17 protein-coding genes are annotated in these 18851 nt (G+C 65.4%); 10 read left to right on the top strand and 7 right to left on the bottom strand.

From position 1 onward, the window contains the following. Positions 1–8: 8 nt before the first annotated feature. On the top strand, positions 9–1289 hold the full coding sequence (locus VFZ66_15105; protein HEX6290515.1) for a polysaccharide biosynthesis C-terminal domain-containing protein: 1281 nt from the start codon (positions 9–11) through the stop codon (positions 1287–1289). Further along, positions 1286–2374 carry a glycosyltransferase gene (locus VFZ66_15110; GenBank protein ID HEX6290516.1) on the top strand — a complete coding sequence of 363 codons (1089 nt, stop codon included), beginning with the start codon at positions 1286–1288 and terminating at the stop codon, positions 2372–2374. The genes VFZ66_15105 and VFZ66_15110 overlap by 4 nt, the downstream gene beginning before the upstream one ends. A 44-nt stretch (positions 2375–2418) precedes the next feature. Here the strand turns inward: VFZ66_15110 and VFZ66_15115 are convergent, their stop codons facing one another. Further along, positions 2419–3180, bottom strand: a complete 762-nt coding sequence (locus tag VFZ66_15115) for an META domain-containing protein (GenBank protein HEX6290517.1) — start codon at positions 3178–3180, stop codon at positions 2419–2421. A 257-nt stretch (positions 3181–3437) separates the two neighbouring features. Between VFZ66_15115 and VFZ66_15120 the strand changes: the two genes are divergently transcribed. The 4 genes from VFZ66_15120 to VFZ66_15135 all read left to right on the top strand — a co-directional run bounded on the left by VFZ66_15120 (position 3438) and on the right by VFZ66_15135 (position 7344). Beyond that, on the top strand, positions 3438–3926 hold the full coding sequence (locus VFZ66_15120) for a GNAT family N-acetyltransferase (protein ID HEX6290518.1): 489 nt from the start codon (positions 3438–3440) through the stop codon (positions 3924–3926). Positions 3927–4075: 149 nt separating this feature from the next. Next, entirely contained in the window at positions 4076–5362 is a 1287-nt protein-coding gene (locus VFZ66_15125; GenBank protein ID HEX6290519.1) for a glycosyltransferase, read from the top strand. A 39-nt stretch (positions 5363–5401) separates the two neighbouring features. Continuing rightward, positions 5402–6232 carry a glycosyltransferase family 2 protein gene (locus VFZ66_15130; protein HEX6290520.1) on the top strand — a complete coding sequence of 277 codons (831 nt, stop codon included), beginning with the start codon at positions 5402–5404 and terminating at the stop codon, positions 6230–6232. Beyond that, a complete protein-coding gene (locus VFZ66_15135; GenBank protein ID HEX6290521.1) occupies positions 6229–7344 on the top strand; it encodes a glycosyltransferase family 1 protein in 1116 nt (371 codons plus the stop codon). The genes VFZ66_15130 and VFZ66_15135 overlap by 4 nt, the downstream gene beginning before the upstream one ends. 47 nt (positions 7345–7391) lie before the next feature. Here the strand turns inward: VFZ66_15135 and VFZ66_15140 are convergent, their stop codons facing one another. The 6 genes from VFZ66_15140 to VFZ66_15165 form a co-directional block, all read right to left on the bottom strand. Next, positions 7392–10046: a glycosyl hydrolase gene (locus VFZ66_15140; GenBank protein HEX6290522.1), complete on the bottom strand. Its 2655-nt coding sequence runs from the start codon at positions 10044–10046 to the stop codon at positions 7392–7394. A gap of 260 nt (positions 10047–10306) precedes the next feature. Then, on the bottom strand, positions 10307–10786 hold the full coding sequence (locus VFZ66_15145) for an SgcJ/EcaC family oxidoreductase (GenBank protein ID HEX6290523.1): 480 nt from the start codon (positions 10784–10786) through the stop codon (positions 10307–10309). Positions 10787–10910: 124 nt separating this feature from the next. Further along, a complete protein-coding gene (locus VFZ66_15150; protein HEX6290524.1) occupies positions 10911–11534 on the bottom strand; it encodes a class I SAM-dependent methyltransferase in 624 nt (207 codons plus the stop codon). 144 nt (positions 11535–11678) lie between these two features. Next, on the bottom strand, positions 11679–12695 hold the full coding sequence (locus VFZ66_15155) for a phosphotransferase (protein ID HEX6290525.1): 1017 nt from the start codon (positions 12693–12695) through the stop codon (positions 11679–11681). A 21-nt stretch (positions 12696–12716) separates the two neighbouring features. Continuing rightward, positions 12717–13229 (bottom strand): VOC family protein, encoded by a 513-nt coding sequence (locus tag VFZ66_15160; protein ID HEX6290526.1) that lies wholly within the window; start codon positions 13227–13229, stop codon positions 12717–12719. A gap of 281 nt (positions 13230–13510) precedes the next feature. Continuing rightward, positions 13511–14434 carry an NAD(P)-dependent oxidoreductase gene (locus VFZ66_15165; GenBank protein HEX6290527.1) on the bottom strand — a complete coding sequence of 308 codons (924 nt, stop codon included), beginning with the start codon at positions 14432–14434 and terminating at the stop codon, positions 13511–13513. Between the two features lie 393 nt (positions 14435–14827). Here VFZ66_15165 and VFZ66_15170 point away from each other — a divergent pair, with 393 nt between their 5' ends. From VFZ66_15170 to VFZ66_15185, 4 genes are read left to right on the top strand one after another with little or no spacing between them, the layout of a single operon-like run. Then, positions 14828–16270 carry an NAD(P)/FAD-dependent oxidoreductase gene (locus VFZ66_15170; protein ID HEX6290528.1) on the top strand — a complete coding sequence of 481 codons (1443 nt, stop codon included), beginning with the start codon at positions 14828–14830 and terminating at the stop codon, positions 16268–16270. Beyond that, entirely contained in the window at positions 16267–17037 is a 771-nt protein-coding gene (locus VFZ66_15175) for a 5-oxoprolinase subunit PxpA (protein ID HEX6290529.1), read from the top strand. Before VFZ66_15170 ends, VFZ66_15175 begins: the two co-directional genes overlap by 4 nt. Then, the gene (pxpB, locus tag VFZ66_15180) at positions 17034–17708 is read left to right on the top strand and encodes a 5-oxoprolinase subunit PxpB (GenBank protein ID HEX6290530.1); all 675 of its coding nucleotides are present in this window, start codon (positions 17034–17036) and stop codon (positions 17706–17708) included. The genes VFZ66_15175 and pxpB overlap by 4 nt, the downstream gene beginning before the upstream one ends. Then, complete coding sequence (locus VFZ66_15185; protein ID HEX6290531.1) at positions 17705–18700, top strand: biotin-dependent carboxyltransferase family protein; 996 nt, start codon at positions 17705–17707, stop codon at positions 18698–18700. Before pxpB ends, VFZ66_15185 begins: the two co-directional genes overlap by 4 nt. Positions 18701–18851: the final 151 nt, after the last annotated feature.

Genomic DNA, 18851 nt, shown 5'->3' on the forward strand with positions numbered 1-18851 from the left:
CGCGAGCGATGTTGATTCGTAACGCTGCCTGGAGCTTTGGCGCGCAGATCATGCGTCTGGCGACGGCGCTGCTGCTGATCGTCCTGCTGGAGCCTGCCGCGCGCGGCTTTCAAAGCCTGATCGTGCTCGTGCCCACGCTGCTGGCATCGCTGACGCTGCTCGGCGTGAGCCACGCGACGCCCGTGCTCCTGAATCGGGGCGTGAGCGAGCAGCGGCTGCTGTCGAATCTGCTCGGCCTTGGCCTGTGCGTGGTCGCTGCGGTGATCGTCGTGGCGCTGCCGGGCCTGCCGCTGGCGGCGCGTTTTCTCAGCGGCGAGTACCGCGTCACGACCGACGACGTGCTGCTTGGTCTGCTGTTGCTGCCGCCGACGCTGCTCGGCGATTATCTGCGCTCGCTGCTGGCTGCTCGCCGCGATCTGCGGCAGGTGGCGCTGACCCAGAGCGTGCAGGCGGTCGCGCAGCTTGTACTGGCGATCGTGCTGGTGCTGTGGCTCCGCTGGGGCGCGCGCGGCGCGGTGTGGTCCGTGGTGCTGGGCGGCTGGTGTGGATTTGGCTGGACGGTGTGGTCGGTGCGGCGGCTGGGTCGCCTGCGACCCCGGCTCGACGGCGCTGTGCTGCGGCCTTTGCTCGGCCTGGGCCTGCGCGGTCACGTCGGAAACGTGGTGCAGACGTTCAACTATCGTCTCGATGTCCTGATCGTGCAGGGCTTTCTGGGACAGGCGGCGGTCGGGCTGTACCAGACCGGCGTTCTGCTGGCCGAGATGATCTGGTACATTCCGAACGCGATCAGCGCCGCGCTGCTGCCGCAGGTAGCCGCGACCGGCAGCAGCCGGGACACGCCGCGCGTGGCGCGGCATACGCTGCTCCTGACCAGCCTGGGCGCGGTCGGGCTGCTGGGCGTGACGTGGCCCGGATTGGCGCTGCTCCGCCCGCTCTATTTGCCAGCGGTCGCGCCGATGGCCGTGCTGCTCCTGGGCGTGGTGGCGCTCAGTATCCATAAAGTGCTGGCGAGCGATCTCTCCGGTCGGGGCTGGCCGCACTATCCATCGCTGACCTCATCGCTGGCGCTGGTCGTCACGCTGCTCGCCGATCTGCTCCTGATCCCGCGTTTCGGCATCCTGGGCGCTGCGCTGGCCTCGACGCTGGCCTACATCACGCAGACGATCGTGCTGCTGCGGATCTACACGCGAGTAGCGCGGGTTCCCTGGCATGAGCTGCTGATCCCGCGCCGCTCCGATATGCAGGTCTATCGACGGCTGGTGCTCAGGCGCGGCGAGGTTCCTCGATGATACCGCGACGAATCTGTCTGATCGGCCCGGCGAGCAATGTGCATGTTCAGCGCTGGGCGGAGGCGCTGAGCGGGCGCGGCTGCCCCGTAAGCCTGATCTCGACGACACCGATCGCCGCGCTGCCGCCAACGCTGCGCCGCCTGCCGCTCTTGACGATCGCTACGGCAACCGCGGGCATGACGCCGTCGCAGCGTGTCGCGGCGCTGCTGCGGGGCTGGGCGCGTGTTCCCGGCATCGTCAGTGCGCTCAAGCCCGATCTGGTTCACCTGCACTCGCTGCCCGCTCCGGCGGCGGTGCCGTTTTTGTGCCTGCTGCGTCGTCTGGTCGTCTCGACCTGGGGCTCGGATGTCGTGCAGCGCGACGCGCGCAAGACGCGGCTGTACCCATATCTGCTGGCGCACGCCGAGCAGCTTACCGCGACCTCGCGCTATCTGGCGCGCGTAACGGCCAGCTACCTGCACGCGCCCCGTCCGATCCATGTGATCCCGTTTGGCGTCGATCTTGATCGATTCAGGCCCGCGCCAGAGCCACCCGGCGGCTACAACATCGGCACGCTGCGCCATCTGGAAATGAACTACGGCATCGACGTGCTGATCGAGGCCGTGCCGCTGATGCTGCGCGCCGTGTCCCAGGTGCAGGTGCAGATCGGCGGGGCGGGCAGCATGCAGCCGATGCTCGAACGGCGGATTGCCGAGCTAGGGATTGCCGAGCGCGTGCGGCTGTGCGGTCGAATTCCGCATCAGAACGTGCCCGCGCTGCTGCGGTCGCTCAGCCTCTTCGTGATGCCATCGCGCGCCGAGTCGTTTGGTGTGGCCGCGCTTGAGGCGCAGGCGTGCGGCCTGCCGGTGGTGGCATCGAACGTGGGCGGGCTGCCCGAAGTGGTGCGTGACGGCGAGACTGGTCTGCTCGTGCCGCCGGAGCGACCGGCGGCGCTGGCCGCTGCGTCGATCGATCTGCTGCGCGATCCTGAGCGCCGTGCCGCGATGGGCCGCGCCGGGCGCGAGTGGGTGAGCCAGCGCTATGACTGGCAGCAGAATGTTTCGCAGATGCTAGAGATGTATGCGCAGATCCGGCTCGACCACTAGCCGAGGGCGGATCGCGATCTGCCCTCGGCTGTCGTCGACGGGAGCTACTGAGACGCAGCCTGAGCCGTGAAATGCAGCGCGCCGCCGTCGTAGCTCAGCACGAGGTTGTTGCCGTCGATTGCCCAGGCGGTGACAGCGCGCAGCGCGGTGATGTAGCGTGTCTCCTGCTCCATGACTCCGGCGTCGGCGCACGCCATCAGCGTTTGCTGGATCTCGCCGAACGTGATCTGCTGCCCCTCGACTGTGTACGCTCCGCCGTAGTGGTTGCAGCCAGCGTTGCCCCCGACGGTGCCATTGGCGAGCTTCAGGGTGATCTGCGAGCCGGTGATCAGCGATTGGACGGTGTCGCCCTGCTCGAAAGCGCTGATCTGCCAGGTCGTATCGAGCAGCGGGGCGGCGCGGGGCGGCTGCACAAGCGTGAAGTTGAGCTGCCCGCCTGTGTAGGTGATCGTCAGGCTGTTGGCGGTAGCGCTGAACGATCCGGCTGCCGCCAGGGCTTGCAAAAACGCCTGCTCCTGCTGCATCACGGGACCATCACACGCCATCTCAGTCTGTCCCAACTGGCCGATCGTCAGGCGCTCGCCCTCGACGGCGTAGCTTCCGAAATACGAGTTGCAGCCCGTCGAGCCGTCGAGCCTGCCGTCGTCATGAAACGTCACGACCGGGGCTTTCTCCGTCAGCGGTGCCAGCGGTTGTTCGGACGGGCCGTACTGTGTAAGCAGCCATTGCTTGTTGGTGAAGCGCTCGCCGGAGGGAGTGCCCTCCGGCTCCGAGGTTGGGCTGCTGCTCTGATCTGGTGGTGTCACGCTTCCTTGCTCCTGTGGTGCCTGGGTAGTTGTGGTGGAACAGGCGACGAGTAGGCCGAGGATCGTAAGCGTGGCGATAATCATACGAAAGAGACTCATCAAGCTGTTACCTCAACTGTTCGCTCACAGCCTCCCATGAGCGGTTATCCGACTCTGCAAAGAGTGATTAGATGCTTGACGCCGATGTTACAGAAAAAGTTCTAGCTTTTGTTAGAATACTGCTGTCGACGATCTGTATACCTTGGAAGAGCTGGACGATGACGATGAAAACCAGCGCCAACGCGACGATCCGGCCTGCGCTGCCGGAAGAAGCGCGGCTGATCAGCGAGCTTGCGCTGCGCTCCAAAGGCTACTGGGGCTATGATCAGGCGTTTATGGATGCCTGCCTCCCGCTGCTGACCTTCTCGGCAGCGTATATCACGGCGCATCCGGTGTTCGTGCTGGAAGTCGCGGGAGCGGTGGTTGGATTCTACAGCCTGCTCGGCAGCGAGAGCGAGGTCGAACTCGACAATCTGTTTGTCGATCCCGACGCGATCGGGCGTGGATACGGCAAGCGGCTGTTTCGACATGCCGTGGCGACGGCTGCCCGGCTTGGCTTTCGGAGGATGGTGATCGAGAGCGATCCCCATGCCGAGGCGTTCTATCGCGCGATGGGCGCGGTGCGCTGCGGCGAGCGTCTTTCTCCGATCAGCGCCGCTCGCCGCTTGCCGCTGATGTATGTGAGCCTAGCCCCTGATAACGAGTAACCCTCGCCGCTTTGATCCCTGGTTGAGCACCGCGCCTGTGAGGAAACAGCGCGCCTGCTTGCTCAAGCGTAAGCTGCTGTATAATCCGCGCGTTGCATGGTTTCGGTAGGGTATAGCATTACCCCACGATCGATTGATGAGCAAGTGTGATGCGCCGTGTTCTGATCCTGACCTATGATTTCCCGCCCCGGGGCGCGACAGGCGTGCTGCGGGTGACGAAGTTCGTGCGCTATCTGCCGGAGTTTGGCTGGCAGCCGGTGGTCGTCGCGGCGACGGTGCGCGGCGGCCTGCGCGACGAGGCGCTGCTGGCGCAGTTGCCGCCCGACCTTGAGGTGATCCGCGTTGATAATCCGCTCGCGCCGGGTGATGCCGTTGCGGGACGCCACAGCGCGCGTCCTTCGCGCAGTGCCCGGCTGCGGCAGCGGCTTCGTCGCCTGTTCATCCCCGATCCGCAACTGCTGTGGGTGCCTGCCGTGGTGCGCGCCGCAGCCGACCGTCTGCGTCAGGGCGATATTTCTGCTTGCTTCACGACCGCGCCGCCGTACTCGGTGCATGTCGCGGGCTGGTGGCTCAAGCGTCGGTTTCCCGTTCTGCCGTGGCTGATGGATCTGCGCGATATTTGGAGCGAAAATCCGTCGATCCCCGATCCGCTGACCTACAAGTTGCAGCGGGCCTGGGAGCAGACCTGCCTGCGCGCCGCCGATCATGTGACGACTGCCACAGCGGGCCAGCGCGATCTGATTCTGCGCGCGTTCGACATGTCCGCCGACCACATCTCGACGATCACCAATGGCTTCGACCCGGCGGATGTTCCGCCGACAACACCGCCTCCGGCTCGTAAAGCGCTGCGTCTGACGCACGTCGGGTCGCTGGTGGGGACGCGCGCGGCTGCCACGCGAGGATTGTTCGAGGCGCTGGCCCGGCTTGTGGCGCAGGGCATCACGGCGGACGATCTTGAGCTGCGGCTGGTCGGCGTTTTCGATCCCGACGTTTACCACTGGGCCGAGCCGTTTGTTGCCAGCGGCATGGTTCAGATCGTGCCGTTCATGCCGTATGCCGAAGCGATCGCGGAGATGGCGGCGGCAGAGGTGCTGCTGCTGATCACCACCGACGACCGCGAGGGTCGCCTGAGCCATCCCAACAAGCTGTTTGAGTATTTCGCGATCGGCAGGCCGGTGCTGGCGCTCGCGCCGGAGGGCGATGTCTCGCGCCTGGTGCGTGAGGCGGGTGTGGGCCAGGCCGTGCCGCCGCTGGCAGCCGATCGAATCGTCGCGGCGCTGCACGCGCTGCTGGCCGAGCACCGAGCGGGCACGCTTGGTCGGGGCGCGGCGCACGCTCCACGGATTGCGCAGTTCGAGCGCCGCGAATTGACGCGCCAGCTTGCTGCCCGTCTCGATGCGCTGGCTGCCGCCCGTGCCGTAGCGCAGGAGTCGTGATCGTGTCGCAGCCTGTCCAATGGAGCGTCTAGCATCGCAATGGTCGATCTTTCAATCGTCGTCGTCGCCTACAAGAGCGAGCCGCTGCTCCACGCGACTCTGGCCTCGATCACGCAACACACACGTGACATAACGTACGAGGCGATCGTCGTCGATAACTCGCCGTCGCCTGGGATCGCCGCGCTCGATCAGATCGTTCCGGGCGCGAATCTGATCCGCAACCCACACAACACCGGCTTTGCCACCGCCTGCAATCTCGGCCTGCGCGCCAGCCAGGGGCGCTACCTGGCGCTGCTCAATCCCGACACGCTGCTCCACGATGACGCGCTCTCGGCGCTGGTGCGCTGGCTGGACGACCACCGGCAGATCGGGGCGGCGGGGCCGCAGTTGCTCCAACCGGACGGGCAGCCGCAGCCCTACAGCTACGGCAGCGCGCCGACGCCCGGCTACCTGATCCGCCGCGTCTGGTCGCATCTGCGCGGCGGCTATCTGCACCAATGGGCCGGGACACAGCCGCAGCCGGTCGATTGGGTGGCCGGAACATGCATGGTCGTGCGGCGCGACGCATACGAGGCGGTCGGCGGCCTGGATGAGCGCTTCTTTTTGTATTTCGAGGATGTCGATTGGGGCTGGCGGCTGCGGCGGGCTGGCTGGCCGGTGATCTTTCTGCCAGCGGTGACGATCACCCACATTGGCGGCGGCACCGTCGGATCGCGCGCCGTTGCGCACTACGATCGATCGCTGGTGCGGCTCTACGCCAAGTATTACGGCCCGGTCGTCACCGCCGGTGTGTGGCTGGCGCTGTGTGCCTATCGCGTGATCCAGCGGCTCGCGCGTCGGCTGCATGAAGCTGTTGGAGCAGGACGATGAGCGATGGGCTGCGGATCGTGGTGGATGCGCGGGCGACAACGCCGCACTTTCCCGGCGTGGCGCGGGCGACGCTCGGCCTGCTGTCGGGGCTGGCCGAGATCGAGCTGCGGCATCACATCGCGGTGCTGAGCTATGGCGACGATCCCCCGCCGACACAGGTAGCCTTTGCCCGGCCACAGATCGCGCGCATTCCAACCCGCGCCGCGCCCTTGAAACTGGCGCAGCAGTGGCGGCTGCCGCTGCTCAGCCGGATCGTTCAGCCGGATGTGTGGCACGCACCTTATTACATTCGTCCATTCTGGGGCGTTCCGCGTCCCGTCGTCACGGTCTTCGACGTGATCGGGCGGGTCGTGCCGGGCGCGCTGCCGCCGCGCTCGCGTCTGCTGTTTGAGCTGTCGCTGCGGCTGTCGCTACGGGGCGCGAACCAGATCATCACCAGCTCGGCGGCTACCAAGCGCGATCTGATCCGCGAGTACCGGATCAGCGATGAGCTGATCCGCGTGATCCCGCTGGCCGCCGATCGCTCGTTTACGCCGCAGCCCGCCGCGAGAATCCAGCCGATCCGAGAGCGCTACGCGCTGCCGGAGCGCTACCTGCTCTACTTCGGCAGCAACAAGCCGCATAAAAACCTGGCGACGCTGATCCGGTCGTTCGCGCGGGTGGGAACCGATGTGCCGCTGGTGATCGCCGGAGCATGGGATCGGCGCTACACCGAGCCACGGCAGATCGTCCAAACACTGGGCCTTGAGCAGCGGGTGCGCTTCATCCACGATGTGCCCGCCGCCGATGTGCCCGCGCTGCTGTCGGGCGCGCTAGCCTTCGTCTTTCCTTCGCGCTACGAGGGCTTTGGCCTGCCGCTGCTTGAGGCGATGGCCTGCGGCACGCCCGTGATCGCCAGCAACACATCGTCGCTGCCGGAAGTCGTGGGCGATGCCGGGCTGCTGGTAGCGCCGGAGGAGGGGCCGCTGGCCGAGGCGCTGCACACGCTGCTGGACGATCCGGTGCTCCGCGAGCGGCTGCGCGAGCGGGGATTAGCGCGGGCGGCGTGCTTCACGTGGGCGGAGACGGCCCGCCGGACGATCGCGGTGTACGAGCGAGCGGCGGGCCGATGATGAAAATGTAAGGGTGTATTGCCATACGCCCCGAAGATGATCGCCGATTACCGACCGTAGCGCCAGCGCAGATAATGCTGCCCGACGTTGCCCATCTCCACCTGGAAGCCAGCCGGATTGCTCGGCGTGTAGGTCAGCACGCGCCGCTGGAACGCCTGCATCAGCACATCCTTCTCGACGCCGCCAACCTTGACGCGCGCCCAGTACGGCTCGCTGATCGGCAGGCCGACCGCAAAGATCGCGTCGATCACCTGGCCTTGACGGTAGCCGCCCTCGTAGATCAGGCCGCGCTGCGCGAAGAAATCGGTGAAGACGCGCGGTACGTTGTGGCCCAGCGTCGCATCGTAGCCGCCAATCTGCACGCCGTAGCGTCCGAGCGCTCCATCATCCGCGACGCCTCCGTCGCGCCGCAGCGTGGCGATCACGGTCTGACCCGTGCGATTGGGCGCTTTCGCGGTGTTGATTGGGTAGGCGACGCTGCGGAATGAGGCGTAGGTCGGACCCTGCGGGTTAGCCTCGGTCGGATCGCCCGCGACCGCCTGCTCGGCTGGCGCGGCGTCGGCAAAGGCCGCGTCGCCGACCTGCGTCTTGCCGGTGATTAGCTCGACTACCAGCAGGCCGTTCGTCACCTGGCCGTTGGCGGGATTGTTGATCTCCATCCGGCTTTTATCAAAGTACTGCACCACGCGCGAGCCGCCGGGGCTGTCGCTGTATGGCTCGCGATGCGACGCGGTGATCGGCTGCGGACCCCAGAGCCAGGTACGCGGCTGCGTCAGCCTGCCCTCGGCGACCGCACGGTCGGTGCGCTCCCACACACGCTGGAAGTTGGGCGTCGCGTACCTGCCATCGTAGGGCGCGGGCGCGTTGCCTGCGGGCGGCGCGGACGGCGGATTCGGCGCGCTGGCGGGGACGTGCCGCACATAGATCGGCGCGGGACCGACGCTCAGGCCGAGCGTGCCGTTTTCGGCTCCGACCTGGCTGCTGTTACCGTCGCGCTGTGTTACCGTGGCGCTCGCCGATGCGGTCGGTAGCCGCACGGCACCGCCGCCGGGTGCCCAGATCACATCGACGACATCGCCCCCAACCTGGAAACGCTGGACATACACATCGCTGCCCTGGAACGCCGTCAGATCGTCAACGTAGATCGTGCCGGAGCCGGTAGCTGTGTTCGGGCTATCGTCGACGATCAGCTCCTTGAGCCGGAGCGCGCCGTCGAGCCGCCCGTTGCCGCCGCTGATGCGGTTGCCCTCTTCGACCTCGCCGGTCAGCGAGGTGCTCAAGAACTGCCAGCCCGCCCCGCCGATGTAGCCGAGGCGGTATTGCAGCACCTCGCCCTGCTCGTCGGCGATGCGCACCTGAAGCATATGGCCTGAGCCGTCGCCATAGACCCACAGGCCGAGTCGGGTGGTATTGCCGGGCAGCGGCGTGTTTTCGCTGCGTGGAAAGGCGACATAATCGTTATTGGCGCTGTCGAAGCGGTAGCTGATCTGGCCTGCCGCGCTTCCGCCGTGGACCTGCGCCCCGCTGGCGACGATCGGCTGCTTGCCTGCGGGGAAGGGCGCTCCCCAGCCGCGCGTGTCATCGAACGACACGACGACCTGGCTCGGCATCACGTTCTGCGCGCCGCGCGGCTGCGCGCCGCCGATCTGCTGGCTGAGCACGCGGAGCGCCTGCGCCGCAGGCTTGAGCGAGCTATAGTCGGTGCTGCCGCCGCCGCCACGGATGATGCCGTAGCAGGGCTCCTGATGATCTTTGAAGTTATACCAGAGCACGCGCTCGGCACCTGCCGCCCGCAGCAGCACGCCGCCGCGCACGAGATGATTGGCCTGCTGCTGCTCGTCGGTGCGCCCGACCGGATCGCGCTCGCACGCGCCGCTGCCCCAGCCGTACTCCGTGACCCAGATCGGCTTGCTGCCGTAGCGCGCGGCCAGCGCCCGCACATTGTCGATCCCGACCACGTCGATCTGCGCGGTTTCGGGCGTGAACGGATCCACGTACGCATGGACCGAGAGCACGTCGAACGCGCCCCACGCGCCGTTAGCCGCGACCGCCGTCAGGAAGCTCTGGTCGAAGGGCACCACGCCGCCGCTCAGCAGCGTGACCGACGGATCGACCGCTTTGATCGCGGCTGCCGCTTTGATCAGCATCCGCGCGTAGGCCGCCGCATCCGGCCCCGGCTTCCAGAAGTTGGAGTTCTCCGGCTCGTTCCAGATCTCCCACGCCTGGACCCTGCCCTTGTAGTGCGCCGCGACCGCCTGCGCAAACGCGGCGTACCTGTCGGGATCGGGCGGGTAGAACGAAACGCCGTCGACGGGATCGCTCGGCTCCGGCGTGGCCCAGCCGACCGACGGGCCGATCACGCCGATGATGTTGACGCCGTTGCGCCGGTGCAGATCAAAGACCGTATCGTGCCAGGACCAGTCGAACTGGCCGGGACGCGGCTCGACCCGCGACCACTGCACGTCCTCGCGCACCCAGCCGACCGCAAGATTTTTCACCAGCCCAGCCGGTTGGTCGAGCGTCTCGTAGTTGGGGTAGCGCGATGCGATATGGCTATTGAGGCCAAAAACGGATGCGCTTGATGTCGCCGCCTGAGAGGTCGGCGCTGGCTGTGTCGGCGCTGGCTGTGTTGCCGCCTGCGAGCAGGTGTAGGGCAGCAGCAGCGAAGCGATCAGCATCAAAGCAAGCGTAAGCTGTCTCAAGTGGTGTTCCTTCCCGGTAGGTCTAAGGGGGAGACATGATTATACCGAGAGATCAAGCGCTTGGTAAGGGAAATGAGATCGAAATCGGGTGGATCGGTAGGGGGTAGATCGTCGGCCTGTCGCCTGGCCCGATGGACAAGAGCAGCGTGCGCAGGCTGGGCGCGATCGTCGCGGCAAATCATGAGGGATCGCCGCTGTCGAGCATCCCCACGGCGGCTATCGCACGCGATCCTGTGTTCCATCGACTGTGGATGATGGCTTTACGTAAGAAGCTCGCGAAGCTCATCCGTCAGTTGCCTGACCAGATCCGGCCTGCCGTGAAACTGCGCCGGGGTATTTTGGAAGAGTTCGACGCGCCATGTCTGATCGTGTCTGACAGCAACCACAGTCTGGATCGTATTCACGGCGGGATTGAGGTCGGCCTGCCCAGGCGGGATCATGCCGCAGACAGCCCGAAGGAGGGCAATATCAGCGCCCAGAAAGCGCACGTCTCGAATCTTCCCTACGTAGGTGCCCGTCTGGTGGTCGGAGAAGATCTGGCGGATATGCGACTCGATCTCGGCCTGTCCGCTGATCGCGCTCCCATCGAAGCCGATAGAATGGCCGTCCTCACTGAAGAGCGCAGCAAACGCATGGGCATTCCGCTCGTTCCAGCTAGACAATAGCTGCTGATAGAGCGCGCGTACTTCCCGCTCATCAGCCGCTCGTGCAGGGTGGGATTGGTCCGGCTGCGTGCTCATCGTCGGCCCTCCTTCAGCGCTGCGCACGCTGTTTTAGTACATCTGCGCTTATTCTAGCAGCGCTGTCAGGTAAAGAAGCACCAACAAAAGTCTCAGCCGTGATCCCTGGCCCAGCCCCGTGCGCTCAGTTCTCGAACATAAACGAGACAAGTCGGGGCACAGCGCGCTGATCCTCGTGGTGCCACCACTCGCGCAACCGTTTGAGCGTGAGGCCGCTCGATTCTGCCGCCGTGAGGAAATCAGAGATATGATGTACGAAGGCGGGAATGACGACCTGCTCTGCGCCGGTCTGGTAGTTGGCCTGCGATCCCTGATACTGTTTGAATGGATGGAGTTCGCAGATAAAGAACCGCCCGCCAGCTACCAGCGTGCGCGATGCCTCGGCAAAGATGAAGGGTAGCTCGGCAATGTGCTCAAGCACAAGGTTGCAGACGATCAGATCGACCGACCGATCCGCGCACGGCCACTGCCGGGTGAGATCCGCCACCGAGTAGCTGACATTGGGTGCGGGCAGCTTCGCTCTGGCTTGGCTGATCATGCCTTCTGAAAAATCAAGGGCCTGCACGCGCGCGCCAATCTGAGCCAGCAGCGCCGTGTTCTTGCCCGTGCCGCAGCCAAGCTCCAGAATCGAGCTGTAGCGCGTGTCGGCCAGCGTTTCCTGCATGACCTGATGATCCAGATCGCGCGTCAGGTTACGATCAGTGTCGTACGTGGCGGCCCATGCGTTGTATGCCTCGCGGACGCTCATGGCGACTCCTACTGTGTTGCGGCTTCGGCTGACTCGTTTCGGGCCTGCATACGCCGCCATTGCTGGCACAGATCGCGGGCAGCGTGTGTAGCAAGTCGAGCACGGATCTGCTAACCAGCCCCATCGCTGCGCCTGGAAACGAGGCTACAGCGCGCTGCTGTCCGACGCACGGGCGATAGCGACGATATTTCCAGGCGCAAACAGGTCGATAAAACCGTCCACCGCAGCGCTCCGGTCTTGCTCGCCGAGATCGGGCAAAACAAAGACCTCTTCGGCATACGCCGCCATATCCTGCACCGCCCAGGCATAGCGATAATAGACCAGCGCCCGCTGGTCGATCGCCACATCGCCATAGCCCTGTAAAAAGCATGTCGTCTCGTGCGGGCTGACCAAACCGTGCCCAATCCCACCGATGACGAACATCAGGTCACGCTCTTTCGGAGCCAGGATCATCTCATCCCAGTCTACAATCCACATCTGCTGCGCGGAGTCCAGCAGCACGTTCCAGGTGTGCAGATCGGCATGGCACAGCACGCGCGGCAGGGTGGCTTGACGCAACTGGCTGCCGAGCGTGTCGGCCCGTTCGATCAGCGCGTGTATGTCGTGCCGCCGCTCACGCCAAAACGCGGCCAGCGCACGCTGGATCGGGTCGGCGAGGTCGTGGCTGTCGATCACCGGTTGGAGTTGGGTCAGCACGTGGCGTCGCGAGGGAATAAACCTTTCCTGCGGGATCATCAGCCGCAGCTCAGCGGGCAGTTGACTCGTATGGATCTGCCGGAGCGTGCCGCCAAGGTCACGCCAGTGCTGATCCGACAGGCCCACCTTCGCGGCGTTGCGCGCCGCGATAAAGGGATAGAGGCTCAAGGCGAAATCGTCTACGCCGACCCACATGGCGCCGTCCGTCGTCGGCAGTGGCGCGACGATGTGGGCAATGCCTTGCTCGTGGATGAAGCGCGGGATGAGCAGGCTCGGCGGGCTGAAACCCACGCCAGCACGAACTTTGAGAAAATAGCTCGTCCCATCGACGGCATCTACGCGGTACACGAACGATGCGGAGTCATTGCCGATTGGGAGGAAGGTCAGCGCCGTGATCGACATGCTATAGTGTGCGTACAGCGCCGCGCGAATGGCTGCGTCTGTGAGCCTGGGTGGTGTGCGCATCGGTTTGCATGCCTGTGTCTGTCAGTCCGTGCCCTGTCCGGCAGCCGCCTGCTTGAGCGCTGCTATGTCAAGCTTCTTCATCTGAAGCATTGTGCTCCACACCCGGCGAGCTTTTTCGGGATCAGCATCATTCCAAAGCTCTTCCAATGCTCTGGGCACGATCTGCCACGAGAGCCCATATTTGTCTTTCAGCCACCCGCATTGTTGCGCGGCTTCGTCTCCGCCCTCGGAGAGCTTTTCCCAATAGTAGTCTACTTCGTCCTGAGACTCGCAATTGACGACGAACGAGATCGCCTCGGTGAATTTGAAATGCGGCCCGCCGTTGAGCGCGACAAATTCCTGCCCGTTGAGCTGGAATACCACGGTCATAACCGATCCCGGCGATCTGCCGGAGGCCGCCGCGCCTTCTGACTCATAGCGCGTAACACGCACCAGCTTAGAGTTTTTAAAAATCGAGGTGTAAAAGGTCGCGGCCTCTTCGGCTTGATCGTCGAACCACAAGAAGGGGGTGATCTTTTGGCTGGTGTCTTGCATCGGATTGCTCCTTCCTAGCTATAGCAATAGCTGGTGCTACCCGAACGATGCCCGCATGCTGCTTATAGAAACGATTATACGCCGAGCTGATTCCTTAAACAACCTGCGCTCTGTGCGGAGGCCAGCAGAATCGCGGACCCGCATAAAACGCCGACGCAGGATCGGGTAGGCCGCCCAACCTACGCGAGACTTGTGTGACACCAGCACGAAAATTCGCCGCGTTCTAAAACCGCGACGTAAGACGCGGTCGGGCGCAGCACGTTGTCGTGCGGCCCTTGACGTTAGCCTGAGCGCCTTGCGAGGGCTTGTGCGGTGGCGATCCACCCTTCACGCGCATTGGGGTACCTGGGCGTCCACCCACTTGCCGCTCGGAACCGCGCATTACTCACGCGCAAGGATCGAGTCAGTGACGTTGTGCGTTTGCCGAGCAAGAGCGCCGCGCGGCCTGGAACGCGCAGCCACGCTGCCTTGCCTGCGGCTGCCGCAAGCGCGTCTGCGTAGTGACGCTTGGTGAGCGGCTCGTTGTCAACGACGTTGTAGGTTCCGGCTGGAATCGCCAGCGCCGCAACAACTGCCGCGCCCCCATCAGCCACATGAATAGACGAGACAAAGGTGTTGGGCGGCCCCATCATAATGACGATATGGCGACGCGCCAGGGCAAAAAACTCCTCGCTATGCGTCGCGCCGGGGCCGTAGAACCACCCGAAACGAAGCACGATGCCCGTGCCACCTGCGGCAGAAAACCGGTTCGCGCTCGCTTCCGCCGCCAAATTGCCTTGGGCCATCGGGAAATGGTCGGGCGCGCAGTTTTCATCGATCCACATCGCTCCTCGATCGGGATAAATCATGCTGACCGATTCCTGTACCACCCGACCGACGCCCGCCGCGATTGCGGCGTCGACAATAATAGCTGATCCTTCCTTGCGGACGCGGTCATTGGCGGCCCACGCCTTTGTCTGCATAAACCGCGCGGTTGGCGGAATGGCCGTTGCAAGGTTGATGATCGCATCGTGCCCTTTGAACGCCTCGGTCAGGGCCGCTCGATCGAAGATAGACACCGTGACGGGCGAAGCCCCCTGCTTGCGCAACTGAGCAGCCTTTTCTGGCGTTCGCGCCAACGCAGTAACGGTATGTCCTGCACGAACAAGGGCTGGAACGGCATGACTACCGATTGCACCCGTGCCGCCTACGACGAACACGTTCATGTTGTGGTCCTATTTTTATGATCAACATCGTCTTACTAGAAAGCGGCACGACAGGTGATTTTACGGAATTATTCCGTATAAGCCCGCTATCCCCATAGATGTGCGGAATATGCGTATGCCCTCAGGCACATTCGCTGATTGGGCATTGTACATCACCGGATGATCGTGTTCAACATTCCTGAGGTGTCGTGATGGGCCGACAAGCGCCCAAACTTCTCGATCTTGTCCGCGACGCCCTCCGCCGCAAACACTACTCGCTGGAAACTCATTGGTCGCGGGCACTCTTGTTGCTGCTGCGTCGTGCATGTCTGATCGTATCCTGCCGCCGACATGTTTCACAACATACCGATCGCTGGGCTGTAACCAGATGCGATTCTACGACGAGGAGCTTTCATGACCACACGATATGATGTACTGGTGCTGGGCGCGGGACCGGCGGGGACGATGGCGGCGCTCCATGCCTGCGAGCTTGGCGCGCGCGTGGCGATCGTGGATCGGGAGCGCACGGGCGGCACCTGCACCAACACCGGCTGCGTCCCGACGCGCGTGCTGGCAAAGACCGCGCGCACGCTCCGCGATATTCGAGATGCGGGCGCGTACGGCATCCAGGTGAGCGAGCCGACGTTGCACTGGGTGCAGACCCGCGATCGGGTGCGCCAGGTGATCGCCGACGTTCACGCCAACAAGCACGTTTCCGAGAACATTCGTAGCGCCGGTGGCGAGCTGTTTCTGGAGGGCACGGCGACCTTCTGCTCGTCGCACGAGGTCCGGCTATCCGATTCGGGCCGGACGCTGGCCGCCGACAAGATCATCATATGTGTTGGCGGACACTCGCGGCGGCTGCCGCTCCCCGGCGTGGAGCACGCGCTGTACCCGGAAGATATTCTCGATCTCGAAACGTTGCCGCGCTCGGTAGCGATCGTCGGCAGCGGCTATACCGGCGTGCAGCTTGTGACGGTGATGAATGCGTTCGGCGCGGAGGTTACGCTGCTGGAGATGCAGCCGCATGTGCTGCCGGGCATGGATCGCGATGTCGGGCAACTGCTGCACGAGAGCTTCCTCAGCCAGGGCGTGACCGTCGCCACCGGGATCAAGGGCGTGGAGCGTATCGATTTGCTCGACGAGGGGCGGCGGCGGCTGGTTTATACGAAGGACGATCGGCAGGAGCAGGTTGAGTGTGATGCCGTGTTTCTGTGCGCGGGCTGGCCTGCGGCGATCGAGGGCCTGGGCCTTGAGGAGATCGGTGTGGAGATCGACAAGGGCTATATCACGGTCGACGAGTATCTCCAGACCAGCGTGCCGCATATCTTCGCGGCGGGCGACGCCAACGGCCAGGGGATGCTGGTGCAGGGCGCGCACTTCGAGGCGTTCGTCGCCGCCGAGAACGCGGTACGCGGCCCGAAGATGTCCTTCAAGCACAAGCTGCTGCCCAGCGGCGGCTTTACCGATCCCGACTACGGCGGAGTTGGCCTGACCGAGGAGCAGGCGCGCGAGCAGCATCCCGATTGCCTGGTAGCCGTCGCGCACTTTGCCGATCTCGACCGCGCGATCATCGATCGGCGGACGGTCGGGTTTCTCAAGCTGATCGTGGACCGCGAGACGATGCTGGTGATCGGCGCGCACGCGGCAGGCGAGCACGCCGTCGAGGTAATCCAGTCCATTGCGACGGCGATGGCGGCTGAGGTCACGGCGACGACGCTGGCCGGGATCGAGCTGGCCTATCCGACATACACTGCGATCGTCGGGATGGCCGCCAGCCAGCTTGCGCCTGAGGCGGGCCAGGCAACCGTCCGTCCGATTGCGCGACCCGATCGAGTAGGAAACGGAGATACATGAAGATCGATCTGAACTGCGATTGCGGCGAGAGCTTCGGGCCGTGGCGCATGGGCGACGACGACGCGCTGCTGCCGCATGTCACGTCGGCGAATGTGGCCTGCGGTGCTCACGCTGGCGATCCGACTACCATGCGCCGCACGGTGCGGCTGGCCCGCGAGCTAGGCGTTGGCGTCGGCGCGCATCCGGGCTATCCCGATCTACAAGGCTTTGGCCGCCGTCTGCTCGATCTGTCGCCCACCGAGATCGCGGATAGTGTGCTGGCGCAGATCGGCGCGCTCTACGCTATTGCGCGGGCCGAGGGCGTGGAGCTGACACATGTCAAGCCCCACGGCGCGCTCTACAACCACGCCGCGACGACGCCAGCGGCGGCGGAGGCTATCGCGCGGGCGGTAGCCTCGTTCAGCCGCGATCTGATCCTGGTTGGTCTGGCAGGCTCCGCGCTGGTCGATGCTGGCCGCGCCGCCGGGCTGCGCGTGGCGCGCGAGGCGTTCGCCGATCGCATGTACGAAGCGGATGGCTCGCTGCGCGATCGGCGCAAGCCCGGCGCGGTGATCCACGACGATCGGCAGGCGCAGGCGCAGGCGATCCGCATCGTGCAGCAGCGCTCGACGCTGACCTATGACGGCGCGCGTGTGGACCTGGAAGCTGATACGATCTGTCTGCACGGCGACACGCCCGGCGCTGCCGGGCGCGCAGCGCTGCTGCGGCGCGAGCTTGAGGCGGCGGGCATCGCGGTGCTGCCGCTGGCGCAGGTCGTCGGCGGGTGAGCGCGACGATCCGCTGGCGCGTGCTGCCGCTCGGCGAGGCGGCGCTGCTGGTCGAGGGCCAGCCCGCCGATCTGCCGACCAACCGGGCGGTGATCGCGCTGGCGCGGGCGCTGGACGCGGCGGCGCTGGATGGCGTCGAGCCGTCGGTCCCGGCGATCAACACGCTGCTGGTGCCGTTCGATCCGCTGCGGCAATCGGAGGCTGCGCTCGAACGAACGATCCACGATCTGCTGAGACAGCTTGAGGCAGCGCCGGATATGCCCGCGCGCGTCGTGTCGATCCCGGTGCGCTACGGCGGCGCGGACGGTCCGGATCTGCCTGAGATTGCCGCGCGCGTTGGCCTGACGCCCCAGGAGGTTGTGGCGCTGCACTGCGCGCAGCTTTATCGCGTGCTGCTGATCGGCTTCGCGCCGGGCTTTCCGTATCTCGGCCCGCTGCCGGAGCGCTTGCAGTTGCCCAGGCGGGCCACGCCCCGCACCAGCGTACCCCCAGGCACGGTCGCAATCGCCGCCGATCTGAGCGGCATCTATCCGGCCAGGCTGCCGGGCGGCTGGCATCTGATCGGCTGGACGCCGCTGCGCCTGTTCGATCCCGCCGCCGACCCGCCCTCCGCGCTTGAGCCCGGCGATGGCGTGCGCTTCGTGCCACTGCCCGATGGAGTCCAGCCGTGATTCACGATTCGATCCCGGTTCTGCACGTGCTTGCGGGCGGCGTGCTGACGACCGTGCAAGATCTGGGGCGATACGCCGCGCGGCGCTACGGCGTGCCCCAGAGCGGCGCGCTGGACAATGTCGCGGCTGTGGCGGCAAACCGGCTGCTGGATAATCCGTCGAGCGCCGCTACGCTGGAGATGACCGCAGGCGGCGCGGACTTTGAGGTGCTGGCGCCGACGCTGCTGGCGCTCACAGGTGCCGATCTTGGCGCGGCGCTCGACGACGAGCCGCTGCCGCTGTGGATGGCGGTCTTTGCGCGAGCGGGCGCGCGGCTCAGGCTGACCGGGCGGCGGGCTGGCTGGGGCGCGCGGGCCTATCTGGCGGTCGCGGGCGGCTTCGATGTGCCTCCGGTGCTCGGCTCGTGCAGCACGTATCTGCCCGGCGGCTTTGGCGGTCTGCATGGGCGGGCGCTGCGGGCTGGCGATTTGCTGCACGCTCCGTCGGGTGCTATCGATGCCGTACGTCTTGCCGGGAGAAGCTGGCCGCCGCATGCGCGACCGGCCTACGCTGCGCAGCCGGTGCTGCGCGTGCTGCCCGGCCCGCACGTCGAGCGCTTTGCCGCCGACGCGCTCGATCAGCTCGTCGCCGCGCCGCTCCAGGTCAGCGCAAGCTCGAATCGCATGGGCTACCGCCTTGAAGGTCCGAGTATGCGCTATGCCGTGCCGTGGAGCCTGCCGTCGCTGGGCGTGCTGCCCGGCGTGGTGCAGGTGCCGCCCGACGGCAGCCCGATCCTGCTCATGGCCGACGCGCAGACGACCGGCGGCTATCCGATCGTCGGGGTGGTGATCGGGCCGGATCTGCCGCTGGCCGCGCAGCTTCTCCCCGGCGATCGGCTGCGCTTCGCGTGGACGACGCCCTCGGCGGCGCTGGCTGCGCGGCATGAGATGCAGCGCTGGCGCGGGGCGGTGCCCGACGACGACCTCTACCCGTTGGCATGGGCAGGGGCGTGACTTTCTTAGCCCGATGGCAGGCCAAACGATCGCTTGACCTGAGTAATCGGATTCGTGTATGCTGGTGGCACTCACCAGGCGCATCCCCAGATCTGCAACCAATCCGGCATGCGTGCGTAGATCAGTCACAGTTTCGTCACAGTCCCACCGA

It is taken from the genome of Herpetosiphonaceae bacterium (assembly GCA_036374795.1).
Taxonomy (GTDB): domain Bacteria; phylum Chloroflexota; class Chloroflexia; order Chloroflexales; family Kallotenuaceae; genus LB3-1.

What these genes read in the sequence shown, in the direction of transcription:
- VFZ66_15135 (HEX6290521.1), top strand. Translation starts at nt 6,229, where the DNA reads ATGAGCGATGGGCTGCGGATCGTGGTGGATGCGCGGGCGACAACGCCG.
- VFZ66_15125 (HEX6290519.1), top strand. Translation starts at nt 4,076, where the DNA reads ATGCGCCGTGTTCTGATCCTGACCTATGATTTCCCGCCCCGGGGCGCG.
- VFZ66_15120 (HEX6290518.1), top strand. Translation starts at nt 3,438, where the DNA reads ATGACGATGAAAACCAGCGCCAACGCGACGATCCGGCCTGCGCTGCCG.
- VFZ66_15150 (HEX6290524.1), bottom strand. Translation starts at nt 11,534, where the DNA reads ATGAGCGTCCGCGAGGCATACAACGCATGGGCCGCCACGTACGACACT.
- VFZ66_15170 (HEX6290528.1), top strand. Translation starts at nt 14,828, where the DNA reads ATGACCACACGATATGATGTACTGGTGCTGGGCGCGGGACCGGCGGGG.
- VFZ66_15110 (HEX6290516.1), top strand. Translation starts at nt 1,286, where the DNA reads ATGATACCGCGACGAATCTGTCTGATCGGCCCGGCGAGCAATGTGCAT.
- VFZ66_15175 (HEX6290529.1), top strand. Translation starts at nt 16,267, where the DNA reads ATGAAGATCGATCTGAACTGCGATTGCGGCGAGAGCTTCGGGCCGTGG.
- VFZ66_15105 (HEX6290515.1), top strand. Translation starts at nt 9, where the DNA reads ATGTTGATTCGTAACGCTGCCTGGAGCTTTGGCGCGCAGATCATGCGT.
- VFZ66_15130 (HEX6290520.1), top strand. Translation starts at nt 5,402, where the DNA reads ATGGTCGATCTTTCAATCGTCGTCGTCGCCTACAAGAGCGAGCCGCTG.
- VFZ66_15155 (HEX6290525.1), bottom strand. Translation starts at nt 12,695, where the DNA reads ATGCGCACACCACCCAGGCTCACAGACGCAGCCATTCGCGCGGCGCTG.
- VFZ66_15160 (HEX6290526.1), bottom strand. Translation starts at nt 13,229, where the DNA reads ATGCAAGACACCAGCCAAAAGATCACCCCCTTCTTGTGGTTCGACGAT.
- VFZ66_15145 (HEX6290523.1), bottom strand. Translation starts at nt 10,786, where the DNA reads ATGAGCACGCAGCCGGACCAATCCCACCCTGCACGAGCGGCTGATGAG.
- VFZ66_15165 (HEX6290527.1), bottom strand. Translation starts at nt 14,434, where the DNA reads ATGAACGTGTTCGTCGTAGGCGGCACGGGTGCAATCGGTAGTCATGCC.